Here is a 12,983-nt window from a genome sequence, read left to right as displayed (position 1 = left end):
CTGAGCCGGCGGCCGTCCTAGCCCAGCGGGGCGAGCGGCTCGACCGCCGGCCCCTCCAGCACCGTCCCGTCGGCTGCGAAGCGGGAACCGTGCAGCGGACAGTCCCAGCTGCGCTCCGAGTCGTTCCAGGTGACGATCCCGCCCAGGTGCGGGCACACCGCCGACACCGCGCAGCGCCTCCCCTCCACGGTGGAGACCGCGACGGGCTGCAGGCCGTCGCGGGCGAGCGAGCCCTGGCCCTCCGCCGGCACCACCCCGGCCGAGCGGGGCGCGCGGAGCGCTGCCGACCAGCCGCGGGCGTACCAGACGCCCACCGCCAGCCCGGCGCCAAGCCCCTCCGCCATCACCCGCGGCAGCGTGGGCCGGCGGTGCAGCGTCCTCGCCCAGGCCGGCGTCCCGCCCTCGAGGTCGGCGACGAGCGTCATCGCGGCCTGCACCGCGTTGGTCATCCCCCACTTGTCGTAGCCGGTCGCCAGGAAGATCCGTCCGCGGCCCCGCGGCAGCCAGCCCACGAACGGCACACGGTGGAACGGCTCGTAGTCCTGCGCGCTCCACTGCGCGACCGGCTCCGCCCCCGGGAAGGACCGCCGCGTCCAGGCGACCAGGTCGTCCACCGCCTCCGAGGTGACGGGCCGGCGCCCCACCGGGTGGCCGTTGCCGCCGATCAGGAGGAGCCGCTCGCCGTCGCGCTCGGCGTCGCGCACCGAGCGGGACGGCTCGTCGACCGAGAGGTACATGCCGTCGGGGATCGGCGCGTCGGTGCGGAACGCGACCGCGTACGAGCGCAGCGCTGCGATCTTGGCGAAGTAGAGGCCGCGGTCGAGGATCGGCGCCCCCGTGAGCAGGTAGGCCCGGTCCCCGGTCACCGGGCCCGCGCTGGTGCGGACCCGGACGGGAGCGGTCGCTCGCATCCCGAGGGACCGGACGCCCTGCACCAGCGTGCCCCCGGCGGCGCGGAAGTCGGCGGCGAGCGCCGTGAGGACGTCCATCGGGTCGAACTGGGCCTGGTCGTCGAGGGCGACGGCCGCCGTGCTGGGGAACGGCACGTCGAGCTCGCCGACGAGGCGGGTCGCGAGGCCGAAGCGGCGCGCGGTCGCGTGCTCCTTCAGGACGGCGTCCACGCCCTCGGGCGTCTGCGCGTAGCTGTAGGCGGTGCGCCTCTGCACCGGCACGCCCGCGCCCTCGCAGTAGTCGAGCAGCCAGCGGAAGCCCGCGAGGTTCGCCGCGACGTAGGCCTCGGTCACCGCGGGGATGTTGCGCTCCGCGATCCGGGAGAGGTGCGCTCCCTGCAGGAGGCTGAGCTTCGCCGTCGTGTTCCCGGTCGTGACCGCGCCGACCTCCCGCGCCTCCAGCACCAGCACGCGCCGGCCGGTCCGCTGCAGGAGGAGCGCGGTGACCAGCCCGGTGAGTCCGGCGCCGACCACGACGTCGTCGTAGTGCGCGCCCGGGACGAACTCGTCGGAGGGGATCGGAGCCGCGCCCGCCCGCCAGAGGGAGCGGGGCCGCGGGGCCGTCGTGGTCGTGTCCTCCGGAGTCATCGGGAGTCCCTCCGTTCAGGGGCCGGACGGCCCGCGAGCGACGCTACGCGGAGCCTCCGGGACCGTCACGGTGTTGACACGTCGCGGGACGCGGGCTCAGAGCCAGCCCCACCGCTTGAAGAGCCGGTGCAGCACCACGCTCGAGGCGAGCATCGCCGCGAGCGCCGCCGGGTACCCCCACGCCACGTGCAGCTCGGGCATCACGTCGAAGTTCATGCCGTAGATGCTCGAGATCATGGTCGGCGCGAAGAAGATGGCCGCCCAGGCGGAGATCCGCTTGACCTCGTCGTTCTGCTGGTTGCCCACCTCCGCGAGCTTCTTCATGTCCTCGTTCTGGCGCTGGGCGACGAGGGTCGCGTTCACCGCCAGGATCTCCCGCAGCGTGGTGCGGAAGCCGTCGACCCGCTCGGTGACGAGCGCGACGTGGTCGGCGACGTCGCGGATGTAGCGGCGCAGCTCCACATCCGACTGGAACACCTCGAAGTCGGTGACGAGCCGCCCGAGCATGCCGGTCAGCGGAGCGACCGCACGCTGGAAGTCCAGCACCTCCTGGCTGAGCTCGTAGATGCGTCGGGACACCGCCGGGTCGCCCTCGAAGACCTGCGCCTCGATCTCGTCGATGTCGTTCTCGAGACCGGCGACGACGGGCGAGTACTGATCCACGACGGCGTCGAGGATCGCGTACAGCACGGCGACCGGGCCGACGCGCAGCAGCTCCGGATCGGCCTCCATCCGCCGCCGCACCAGCGAGAGGTCGGGCTTCTCGGAGTGGCGGACCGTGACGACGAAGTTCGACCCCACGAACAGGTGGAGCTCGCCGAAGTCGACCTCCTCGCGCTGGTCGGAGTAGCTGGCGGCGCGCAGCACCACGAACATGTCGCTGCCGTACCGCTCGAGCTTGGGCCTCTGGTGCGCGCTGATCGCGTCCTCGAGGGCGAGCGGGTGCATCGAGAACTCGTCCTCGAGCGCGGCGAGCTCGGCCGCGTTCGGCCGGTACAGCCCGATCCACGCCATCGCGTCGGGCAGCTTCTGCAGGGCGGCGAGCGCCTCCGGGATGCTGCCGGGAGAGACGACCCGGCGGCCGTCCTGGTAGATCGCGTTGTCGACCGTGCTGGTGCGGGCCGGCTCGTCGTCCGGGCGCAGACGCTGGATGGGAGCGGTGTCCTCGGCGGCGGCGCGGGTGCGCGAGCCCAGACCCAGGATCGTCGCGGGGACGCGGGGCAGCTTCACGACCATCTCCTCTGCTCGACCGACGCCCTATTGTGCACCTCCCGGTGAACGGGAGGTGTCCGCTGCGCCGCCGGTGTCGGAGGGCCTCACTAGCCTGGAGGCGCTCCCCCGGACGACGCAGAGGAAGGACGACCGTGAAGCTGCTGCACACCTCGGACTGGCACATCGGCCGCACCTTCCACGGGCACTCCACGACGGCGGCGCTCGCGACCGTGCTCGAGGCCCTGGTCGAGACGGTGCGGGCCGAGCGCGTGGACGCGGTGCTGATCGCCGGCGACGTCTTCGACTCCGCCGTGCCCGCCGCAGAGCACTACACCCTCCTCACCCGCACGCTCGAGGCGATCCGCGCGGCCGGCGCCGAGGTCGTCCTCACCAGCGGCAACCACGACTCCCCCGCCCGGCTCGGCTTCCAGGCCGGGCTCCTGCGCGGAGCGGGCGTCCACGTCCTCACCGACCCCGAGGCGTACGCCGAGCCGGTCGTGCTGCGCGACGCGTCCGGCCTCGAGGTCGGCGTCCACGGCATTCCCTTCCTCGAGCCCGCCCTCTACCGCCACCGGCACCCGGAGGAGCAGCTGCGCCGCCACGAGGACGTGCTCGCCTTCGCGATGGCGCGGGTGCGCGCCGCCGCCGAGGCGGCGGGCCGTCCCTGGGTCGTGCTCGCGCACTGCTTCGCGGTCGGAGCCCCGGCCGCGGTCCTCGAGCGCGACATCACGGCGGGCGGGCTCGACTACGTCTCGGTCGAGCACTTCGCCGCGGCCGACTACGCGGCGCTCGGGCACATCCACGGACGCGCCGAGCTGCTGCCGGGAGTGCGCTACTCCGGAGCGCCGCTGCACTACTCGTTCGGCGAGGCGTCGAAGCCGCGCGGCGCCTGGCTGGTGACGATCGGGCCCGAGGGGCTCGAGGGCGTCGAGTGGTCGCCGCTCCCCGTGCCGAGGAGGCTCAGCGTGATCGAGGGCGAGCTCCAGCAGCTGCTGCGCGATCCCTCCCTGGCCGAGGTGGAGGGCGACTGGGTCTCGGCGGTGCTCACCGATCCCGTGCGCCCGCTCGACGCGATGGCGCGCCTGCAGTCGCGCTTCCCCGGCTGCGCCACGCTCGAGCACCGGCCCCCGCACGCCGCGGCCGAGCCGCGCGCGTACGCCGAGCGGATCCGCGGGCGGAGCGACGTGGAGGTCGTCGACGACTTCCTCGCCCACGTCCGCGGCGGCCACGGCGCCACGGACACCGAGCGCGCCCTCACCCTCGACGCGCTCGCGGCCGTCGAGGCCGAGGCTCTGCGGTGAGGATCCGCCGACTCGCCTTCGCCGGGCTCGGACCGTTCCGCGCCGAGCAGTGCGTCGACTTCGACCGGCTCGAGGACGTGGGCGTGTACCTCATCGCCGGGCGCACCGGAGCGGGCAAGTCGACGATCCTCGACGCGATCGCGTTCGCACTCTACGGCTCGGTCCCCCGCTTCGACGGCACCGCCTCGCGCCTCCGGAGCGACCACAGCGGCCCCGAGGACGAGACCTTCGCCGAGCTCGAGTTCGAGGCGGCGGGGCGCGTCTACCGCGTCCGGCGCTCGCCCGAGTACGAGCGGCCGAAGCGGCGCGGCACCGGCACCACGACCCAGCCGGCGAAGGTCGAGCTGCTGGAGCAGGTCGACGGCGCCTGGGTAGGGCTCTCGTCGAGCGCGAAGGAGGTGGGCGCCGACATCGGCCGGATCGTCGGCCTGACGAAGGACCAGTTCCTCCAGGTGATCCTGCTGGCGCAGAACCGCTTCCACGAGTTCCTGCTCGCGAAGAACGACGACCGGCAGCGGCTCCTGCGCACGCTCTTCGCGACCGAGCGCTTCGATCTGCTCCGCCGCCGCCTGCTCGAGCATCGCGACGCGAGCGCCGTCGGGCTCGAGGAGGAGCGCGCGGCCGTGACGGCGCTCGCGGACGAGGCCGTCCGGCTCCTCGATGACGGAGCCGAGCCGCCTCTGCCGGACGCCGCCTGGTTCGCCGGGCTGCCGGCGCGGCTCGCCGCTCCGCTCGAGGCGGCCCGGGCCGGCTCCGCCGCGGCCGACGCGGCGCACGAGGCCGCGGGCACCGCTCTCGACGAGGCACGGCGCATCGCCCGGGGCCAGGAGCGGCGCCGGCGCGCCCTCATCGAGGCGGAGGAGCTCGTGGTCGCCGAGGCGCACGTCGAGCAGCAGCGGGCCGCGATCGAGCGCGCGCGCCGGGCCGACGGCGTGCTGCCGCTGCTCCGCTCCGCCCGGGCAGCCGCCGAGAAGGAGCGGGCCGCCCGGCAGCAGCGCGACCTCGCCGCCGACGCCTACGGGGACGCGTCCGGGGGCCCGGCCGCCGAGACGGCCGAACGGCTCGCCGCTGTCCTCGGCGCCCTCGCCGAGGCGCTGGCAGAGGAGCGCCGGCTCCCCGACGCGGAGCGCGTCACCGAGCGGTCCGCACGCGCCGAGCAGGCGGCGGCGACCGCGCTCGCGGGGATCGAGGCGGAGCTGCGCGAGCTGCCCGCCCGCGTCGACGCGCTCGCCGCCGAGGAGGAGTCCCTGGCCGGGGAGGCCGCCGCCGTCCCCGCGCGCGTCGACGAGCTCGCCGCGCTCGAGCGGAGGATCGCCGCGGCCCTCGAGCGCGATCTCACTGCGGCGGGTCTGCAGCGGCTCGGCACGGCCTACGCCGACGCGGCGCGCGTCCACGGCGAGCGCGCCGCGGAGCAGGCCGCCCTGATCGCGCGCCGGTTCGCCGGGTTCGCCGGGGAGCTCGCCGAGCGGCTGGAGCCGGGCGAGCCCTGCCCCGTCTGCGGCTCGTGCGAGCACCCCCGCCCGGCCGAGCACGACGGCCCGACGACGGTCGGCACCGACGACCTCGACCGGGCCCGCGTCGCGGTGGAGCGCGCCGCCGCCGCCCTCGACGGCGCCCGCGAGCGCGAGGGAGCCGCGGCTCGGGCTCTCGCGGCGCTCGAGGAGCGTGTGGGCGAGGACGCGGATCCGGAGTCGCTCCGCCCGGCGCACGAGGAACGGCTCGCCTCGGCGCGCCGCGCCGCCGCCCGCATGGAGGAGCTGCGGCGCGAGCGCACCCGGCTGCGCACCCGGATCGACGCTCTCACGACCGGACGGGACGCCGCTCGCGAGGAGCACCGCGCCCGCGCCGACGAGTCCGCCCTCGCCGCTGAAGCGCTGCGGCTGCTGCGGGAGCGCGTCGAGGCCTTCCGCGACGGCGCGACGAGCGTCGCCTCGCGGGTCGAGCAGCTGAGTGCCCAGCGCCGCCGTGCCGTCGCCCTGGTCGAGGCCGAGGAGGCGGCCGTCTCGCGGTCCGAGGCCGCCGCCGCCGCCCGGGAGGAGCTCGCCGAGGTCCTCGCCGAGCGCGGCTTCACGACCGCCGAGGAGGCCGAGTCGGCCGCGCTGGCCAGCGGGGACCGGGCACGGGCCGAGGCCGTCGTCGCCGAGCACGAGCGACGGCGGAGCGCGACGGAGGCGGTGCTGTCCGACCCGGAGCTCCGCGGACTGCCGGGCACGGCCGTCGACCTCGCCGCCGCCGAGGAGCGCTCGCGCGAGGCCTCCGCCCGTCGCGACGAGGCGCGAGCCGGCCTCTCCGTGCTCGAGCACCGCTCGGAGCGCCTGGCCGAGCTCGCCGCGACGGCCGCGGGCCGCCTCGCCGTGCTGGGTGAGCGTCTCCACCGCCACGAGGAGCTGCGCGCGCTGGCCGAGACCGTCTCCGGCCGGGGGCAGAACACGCGCCGGATGGACCTCGAGGCCTTCGCCCTCGCCGGACGCCTGGAGGAGATCGTGACCGCGGCGAACCTCCGCCTCGACGCGATGACCAGCGGCCGCTACGCCCTCGCCCACGACGACTCGCTCGCCTACCGCGGTGCCGCCTCCGGCCTCGGGATCGACGTGCTCGACGCCTTCACCGGCGTCCGCCGGCAGCCGGCCTCGCTCTCCGGCGGCGAGACGTTCCTCGCCTCGCTCGCCCTCGCCCTCGGCCTCGCCGACGTGGTGACGGCGCAGTCCGGCGGCATCTCGCTCGAGACCATGTTCATCGACGAGGGCTTCGGCTCGCTCGACGCCGAGACGCTCGAGACGGCGCTCAGCACGCTCGACGAGCTGCGGTCGGGCGGTCGGACGATCGGCCTGATCAGCCACGTCGACGCGATGCGCGAGCGGCTGCCGATCGGCCTCCGCGTCGCAGTGGGGCCGCGCGGCGACTCGACGATCCTCACCGGCTGAGCGGCCGCTCCCGAGCGAAGGGGCGACGACGGCCCGCTCCCTCCTCTCGCACTGCAGCAGCGAGCGCGCCCGCGCCCGCTGCTAGGGTCGTGCGCAGTGACACGGGGTGCCCGCCAGGGCTGAGAGAAGACCCGTTGAACCTGATCTAGTTCGTACTAGCGAAGGGATGTCGCGAATGAGCATTCGCACGCCTGTCCACCCGACCCTCCCCGCCGACACGGCGCCCGACCCGGCGTCCGTGGGTCGCGATCTCGCCGAGCTCCGCGCCGCCGGGCCCCTGGTGCAGTGCATCACGAACGCGGTCGTCACCGGCTTCACCGCCAACAGCCTTCTGGCCCTCGGGGCCAGCCCGGCGATGTGCGACCTGCCCGGCGAGGCGGGCGTCTTCGCGGGCCTCGCCTCCGCGGTGCTCGTCAACCTCGGCACGCCCGGAGCGGAGCAGCGCGAGGGTGCTCGCGAGGCGGTCGCCGCGGCCGGACGCGCCGGCACCCCGTGGGTGCTCGATCCGGTCGCCGTGGGCCCGCTGCCCGTCCGCACCGCTCTGGCGGTGGAGCTGCTCGAGGCGCGGCCCGCGATCATCCGCGGCAACGCCTCCGAGATCCTCGCCCTCGCGGGAGCCGGTGCGGGCGGCCGCGGCGTGGACGCCGTCGACACCGCCGAGCAGGCGCTCGACTCCGCCCGCGTCCTCGCCCGCCGCACCGGCGGCGTGGTCGCCGTCTCGGGAGCGGTCGACCTCGTCACCGACGGCGAGCGGATCGTCCGGGTCACGGGCGGCCACCCGCTGCTGACCCGCGTGACCGGCGGCGGCTGCGCGCTCGGCGCCGTGATGGCGGCGTTCCTCGGCGCGGGCGCCCGCCCGCTCGACGCGGCCGTCAGCGCCTCCGCGGTCTGGGGCCTCGCCGCCGAGCGGGCCGCCGCCGCGAGCAGCGGTCCCGGATCCTTCGCCGTCGGCCTCCTCGACGCCCTCGCTGCCCTCCAGCCGGCCGACGCCGAGGCCGGGGCGCGGATCGCATGAGCCTCGACCTCTCGCTCTACCTCGTCACGGACACCGCCCAGTGCGGCCCGCGCGGCGTGCCCGCGGTGGTCGCCGCCGCCGTCCGGGGCGGAGTCACGACCGTGCAGATCCGCGATCACGACGCCCCCGCCGCCGAGCTCGTCGCCCTGACCCGGGCCGTCGCCGCCGTCCTCGACGAGCGCACGACCCTGCTGGTCGACGACCGCGTCGACGTCGCCCTCGCCGCCCGCCTCGCGGGCGCCCGCGTCCACGGCGTCCACCTCGGGCAGTCCGACCTCCCCGTCACCGCCGCCCGCTCGCTGCTCGGACCCGACGCGGTGATCGGGCTCACCGCGAACACCCCCGAGCACCTCGCCGCCGTCCGCGCCCTGCCCGCGGGGACGGTCGACTACCTCGGCGTCGGCGTCATCCGGCCCACCGCGACCAAACCCGACCACCCCGCTCCCCTCGGTGTCGACGGGTTCGCCGCCCTCGCCGCGGCCACGGCGCTGCCCTGCGTCGCCATCGGCGGAGTCGGAGCCGCGGACGCGGGGCCACTCCGCCTCGCCGGTGCGGCCGGCCTCGCGGTCGTGTCGGCGCTCTGCACGGCCGCCGACCCCGCGGCGGCCGCCCGCCTGATCCGAGCGGAGTGGGACCGGTGACCGCCGGCGCCCGCGTCCCCCGTGTCCTCAGCATCGCCGGCACCGATCCGACCGGCGGTGCCGGCATCCAGGCCGACCTCAAGTCGATCGGCGCGCTCGGCGGCTACGGCATGGCGGTCGTCACCGCGCTCGTCGCGCAGAACACGCACGGGGTCCGCTCCGTGCACCTGCCGCCCGCCGCGTTCCTCCGCGAGCAGCTCGACGCGGTGAGCGACGACGTCACGATCGACGCGGTGAAGATCGGGATGCTCGCCACGGCCGAGTACGCCGGAGTCGTCGCCGAGTGGCTCGACGAGGTCCGCCCGCCCGTCGTGGTCGTGGATCCGGTGATGGTCGCGACCAGCGGTCACCGGCTGCTCGCTCCCGAGGCGGAGGACGCCGTGCGCGACCTTCTCCGCCGCGCCGACCTGGTGACGCCGAACCTCCCCGAGCTGGGCGTGCTGGCCGGAGAGCCGACCGCCTCCGACTGGCCGGCCGCGCTCGCGCAGGGGGCGATGCTCGCCCGCGCCCTCGACGCCGCCGTGCTGGTGAAGGGCGGCCACCTCGACGGCCCCGCCACCCCGGACGCGATCGTCACCCCCGACGGCCTCGTGCGCGAGGTCCCCGGCGAGCGCGTCGCCACCTCGAACACGCACGGCACCGGGTGCTCGCTCTCGTCCGCGATGGCGACGCTCCTGGCCGGGCGCGACGCCTCCTCCGACGCCCTGGTCGAGGCGCTGACGGAGGCGAAGGAGTGGCTGACCGGCGCCCTGCGCGCCGCCGACGCTCTCGAGGTCGGCTCCGGCAACGGCCCGATCGACCACTTCCACCGGCAACGTCCTCCGGCGTTCTGCGCGGACGTCTGGGAGCGGACGCGGACCCTCCGCGACGAGATCGACGCGCTCCCGTTCGTGCGGGCCCTCGGCGACGGCTCCCTCGGGCGGGAGGACTTCGAGTGGTACCTCGAGCAGGACGCTCTCTACCTCACCGAGTACGCCCGCGTCCTGGCCGTGGCGGCGCAGCGCGCGCCGACCACCGCCGAGCAGGTCTTCTGGGCCGAGGGCTCGGCGTCCGCCCTCGCGGCGGAGGCGCAGCTGCACCGCGACCGGCTCGGGACCAGGGACGCGGCTCCCGCGCCCGTGACCCGCGGCTACACCGACCACCTGCTCGCGGTCGCCGCGGGCGGCGGCTACGGCGAGATCGTCGCCGCCCTGCTCCCCTGCTTCTGGCTCTACGCCGACGTCGGGTCGCGCCTCGCCGCCTCCGGGCACCCCGAGCACCCCTACGCGGACTGGCTGCTCACCTACGGCGACCCGGTCTTCGCGGCGGCCACCGAGCGGGCGATCGAGTTCACGGAGCAGGCCGCCCGCGACGCCTCACCGAGGGAGCGCGCCGCGATGAGGGACGCGTTCCTGCGGTCGAGTTCGTTCGAGAAGGACTTCTTCGCCGCACCGCTCGCCCGGACCGGCTGAGCTCTCAGCCGGCCCGGCCGGGTGCGCTCAGCCGGCCCGGCCGGGTGCGCTCAGCCGGCCCGGCCGGGTGCGCTCAGCCGGCCCGGCCGGGTGCGCTCAGCCGGCCCGGTCGGGTGCGCTCAGCCGATCGCCTCGCGCAGGACGTGCATGAGGGCGTCCAGCTGCACCGTGTCGGCCGAGGCGGTCTCGGCGTCCGCGCCGTCGAGCGCCCGGGCGGCGAGACCGGCCTTGGCGTCGATGAGCTCCGCGATCTTCGCGTCGATCGTGTGCGCCGCGATGATCCTCCACGCCGTCACCGGCTCCTCCTGGCCGATGCGGTGCACGCGGTCGATCGCCTGCGTCTGCTCGGCCGAGGTCCACGACAGCTCGGCGAGCACCACGTTGGACGACGCCTGCAGGTTCACGCCGACTCCCGCCGCGGTGAGCGAGCAGACGGCGACAGAGACGTCCGGGTCCTCGTTGAAGGCGTCGATCTGCTTCTGGCGGAACGCCGCGGTCTGGTCGCCGCGGATGGAGACGGACGTCAGCTCGCGCTTCTCGAAGGTGTCCTCCGCCTGGTCCATCACGTCGATGTGCTTCGCGAAGAAGACGACCTTGCCCACCGAGCGGGCCAGCTGCGAGGCGTAGTCGGCGGCCAGCGCCGCCTTGGCCTGGCCGATCCGGCGCACCATGGTGAAGACGTTCTCGCCGGTCTTGGCCGACTTCGACTCCTCGAGCTCGCTCTGCGCCACGATGCGGATGAACCGCTCGCGCTCGTCGTCGTCGAGCTCGTGCGTGATCGAGGAGGTGACCGCCCTGAAGCGCTGCAGCATGCGGGCGCCGAGCTCGCGCTCGGCCTTCTGGATGGAGCGGCCGAGGTCGTCGTCCAGCTCGACGGGCAGATCGACGATCCGCTTCGACGGCAGGTCGGCGGCGACGTCGATCTTCTTGCGCCGGACGATGCCGAGGTCGATCACGGCCTCGCGCGCCTCCGGGTAGAAGCCCGTGTCGGCGGGGGTGAGGCCCGTCTCCTCGAGGCGGCCCATCAGCTCCGGTCCCGGCTTGGTCTCGTCGATCCAGCCGAGGAAGCGCCAGATGGCGCGGAAGTCGTCGACGTCGTTGATCAGCGGGGTGCCGGTCAGCGCGATCATCAGCGGATCGTGCCCCGGAGTGGTCTCGCGGATCCTCGACGCCAGCGCGAGCACGCTCTGCGAGCGCTGCGAGCGGAGGTTCTTGATGAAGTGCGCCTCGTCGACGACCATGCCGCGGAAGCCCAGGCTCCCGAGCCAGCCGATGTGCCGGTCGAGGATGTCGTAGTTGACGATGACCACGTCGGCGAACGCGTCGAGCGTGCCGCCGTCTCCGTGGATGACCGTGGCGCGCCGCTGCGGCGTCCAGTGCTCGACCTCGCGCGCCCAGTTCATCTTGACCACGTTCGGCACCACCGCGAGGAGCGGGTACGCCCCGACCACCGAGGCGGCGAGGAGGCTCTGCGCGGTCTTGCCCAGACCCGGCTCGTCGGCGAGCAGGAAGCTGCGGTGCCCCTCGCGGGCGCTCTCGATGAAGCGGGCCTGGTGCGGCATCAGCTCGCGGCCGCGCGGCGAGACCCGGTCGAGCTTCGGCGGCTCCGGGAGCTCCATGCTCGCGGCCCGTCCGCCCGCTCCGTACTCGAACGCCTTGAAGAGCGGCCCGAGCAGCTCCCAGTCGTCGAGCCGGCGGCGCGGCGCCGGAGCCGAGGCCTCGGCGATCGAGAAGTCCGGCGGGAGGAAGGGGTTCGCCAGCTGGCGGGCGCGCACCGACTGCGGCACGACCTGGTTGACCGGCACCTCGGGCTTGGGCTCCGGCTCGGTCACGATCAGCAGCTCGTCGGGGCTGAGCTCCGCGCCCGCCTCGAGCAGCCAGTCGCGGCGGAGCTTCTGCGCGGCCGCCGTGACGCCGGCCTCCGATTCGAGCAGCGCGATCAGGCTGGTGTCGCGGGCGGCCGTCTTGGCCAGGATCGTGGCGATGCCGTCGAGGCGCTTCATCTCCTCGGCGCGCTGCGCGTCGCTGAGCGAGGGATCGACCTTGACCCGCTTGCGCTCCTCGCGCATCAGGAGGGCGATCACCAGGAACTTCGTCCGGTTGGTCGGCCCGACCTTGCCGGTCTGGGCCTTCGCCTCCACCTCGCGGACGCGACGGGCGAGGATCGGGATGATCCCCGCGTTGTCCACGCCGCGCGAGCGCGATCGGGGTCGGCTCCCGGCGGCGTTCGACGCTCGTCGCGTCTGACCGGACTGACGCTGGCCGCTGCGAGCCATGCTCCTCCTCGATGTGTGACGGGGGCGGAGGAGGGGTTCCCGCGCGCTGCCGTCGCCGTGCATCCGCCGGATCGCCTCCGGGGAGGCGTCGGGCGTCGGTGCATCCGGTGGCCGTCGGGAGCTCCGAGCAACGGGTCTGGGACCCGGTCGCAGCATCCCCGGCGTGCGGGTGCGGCGCCAGTCTACTCCTCGGGGCGGTCCGGTCGGCGCTCCGCCGCGCGGACGGTCGCGCTCGTCGTCATTCCGGGGTCGGGACGCGGATGACGAGGCCCGCCGCCACGAAGACGCCGACCGCGGCGAGGCTCAGCGAGAACCAGATCGCGTCCGGGAACGCGAACGGCAGCACCGGGTTCCACAGCACGAGCACCGGGACGAGCCCGATCAGCCAGAGGAGTGCGCGCGCCTGGATCGCGAACCAGCCGATGACCGCCGCGAGGATCGCGACCGGGTAGCGGATGAAGTCGTAGGCGTCGGAGCCGACGAGGGCGAGCCCGGCCAGCAGCACGATAGCGCCGAGGATCCCGGGCGCGAGCGCCATGCGGGCGCGGTCGCGCGAGGGGTAGCGGGCGGCGGTCGCGCGGGACGGCTTGCGGGTGCTCACCCCTCGATCGTAGGCGCGCATACC

9 protein-coding genes and 1 riboswitch are annotated in these 12,983 nt (G+C 75.1%); of the genes, 5 read left to right on the top strand and 4 right to left on the bottom strand.

The window, feature by feature from the left end; genetic code table 11:
• Window positions 1–17 precede the first annotated feature (17 nt).
• Window positions 18–1,538, bottom strand: a complete 1,521-nt coding sequence (locus C5C53_RS05095; RefSeq protein ID WP_104266986.1) for an FAD-dependent oxidoreductase — start codon at window positions 1,536–1,538, stop codon at window positions 18–20.
• Between the two features lie 96 nt (window positions 1,539–1,634).
• Window positions 1,635–2,774 carry a magnesium and cobalt transport protein CorA gene (locus C5C53_RS05090; RefSeq protein ID WP_104223070.1) on the bottom strand — a complete coding sequence of 380 codons (1,140 nt, stop codon included), beginning with the start codon at window positions 2,772–2,774 and terminating at the stop codon, window positions 1,635–1,637.
• A 128-nt stretch (window positions 2,775–2,902) separates the two neighbouring features.
• Between C5C53_RS05090 and C5C53_RS05085 the strand changes: the two genes are divergently transcribed.
• The 5 genes from C5C53_RS05085 (at window position 2,903) to thiD (ending at window position 10,082) form a co-directional block, all read left to right on the top strand.
• Window positions 2,903–4,051, top strand: a complete 1,149-nt coding sequence (locus C5C53_RS05085) for an exonuclease SbcCD subunit D (RefSeq protein ID WP_104266985.1) — start codon at window positions 2,903–2,905, stop codon at window positions 4,049–4,051.
• Window positions 4,048–6,975, top strand: coding sequence for an AAA family ATPase (locus C5C53_RS05080; protein WP_104266984.1), 2,928 nt, complete (start codon window positions 4,048–4,050; stop codon window positions 6,973–6,975). The genes C5C53_RS05085 and C5C53_RS05080 overlap by 4 nt, the downstream gene beginning before the upstream one ends.
• Before the next feature lie 92 nt (window positions 6,976–7,067).
• Window positions 7,068–7,159: riboswitch (TPP riboswitch) on the top strand.
• A complete protein-coding gene (thiM, locus tag C5C53_RS05075) occupies window positions 7,151–7,990 on the top strand; it encodes a hydroxyethylthiazole kinase (protein ID WP_104246561.1) in 840 nt (279 codons plus the stop codon). It overlaps the preceding riboswitch by 9 nt.
• Window positions 7,987–8,631 carry a thiamine phosphate synthase gene (thiE, locus tag C5C53_RS05070; protein ID WP_104255108.1) on the top strand — a complete coding sequence of 215 codons (645 nt, stop codon included), beginning with the start codon at window positions 7,987–7,989 and terminating at the stop codon, window positions 8,629–8,631. The genes thiM and thiE overlap by 4 nt, the downstream gene beginning before the upstream one ends.
• The gene (gene thiD / locus C5C53_RS05065) at window positions 8,628–10,082 is read left to right on the top strand and encodes a bifunctional hydroxymethylpyrimidine kinase/phosphomethylpyrimidine kinase (RefSeq protein WP_104267022.1); all 1,455 of its coding nucleotides are present in this window, start codon (window positions 8,628–8,630) and stop codon (window positions 10,080–10,082) included. The genes thiE and thiD overlap by 4 nt, the downstream gene beginning before the upstream one ends.
• A 119-nt stretch (window positions 10,083–10,201) precedes the next feature.
• Here the strand turns inward: thiD and C5C53_RS05060 are convergent, their stop codons facing one another.
• Both C5C53_RS05060 and C5C53_RS05055 read right to left on the bottom strand, forming a co-directional pair.
• A complete protein-coding gene (locus C5C53_RS05060; RefSeq protein WP_104266983.1) occupies window positions 10,202–12,358 on the bottom strand; it encodes a DEAD/DEAH box helicase in 2,157 nt (718 codons plus the stop codon).
• 238 nt (window positions 12,359–12,596) lie between these two features.
• Window positions 12,597–12,959 (bottom strand): DUF6804 family protein, encoded by a 363-nt coding sequence (locus C5C53_RS05055; RefSeq protein WP_258059290.1) that lies wholly within the window; start codon window positions 12,957–12,959, stop codon window positions 12,597–12,599.
• Window positions 12,960–12,983 lie beyond the last annotated feature (24 nt).

The organism is Rathayibacter sp. AY1E3 (assembly GCF_002932235.1).
Taxonomy (GTDB): Bacteria; Actinomycetota; Actinomycetes; order Actinomycetales; family Microbacteriaceae; genus Rathayibacter.
The sequence above is the reverse complement of the archived record's forward strand: the minus strand, read 5'-3'. Positions and strand labels throughout refer to the sequence as shown.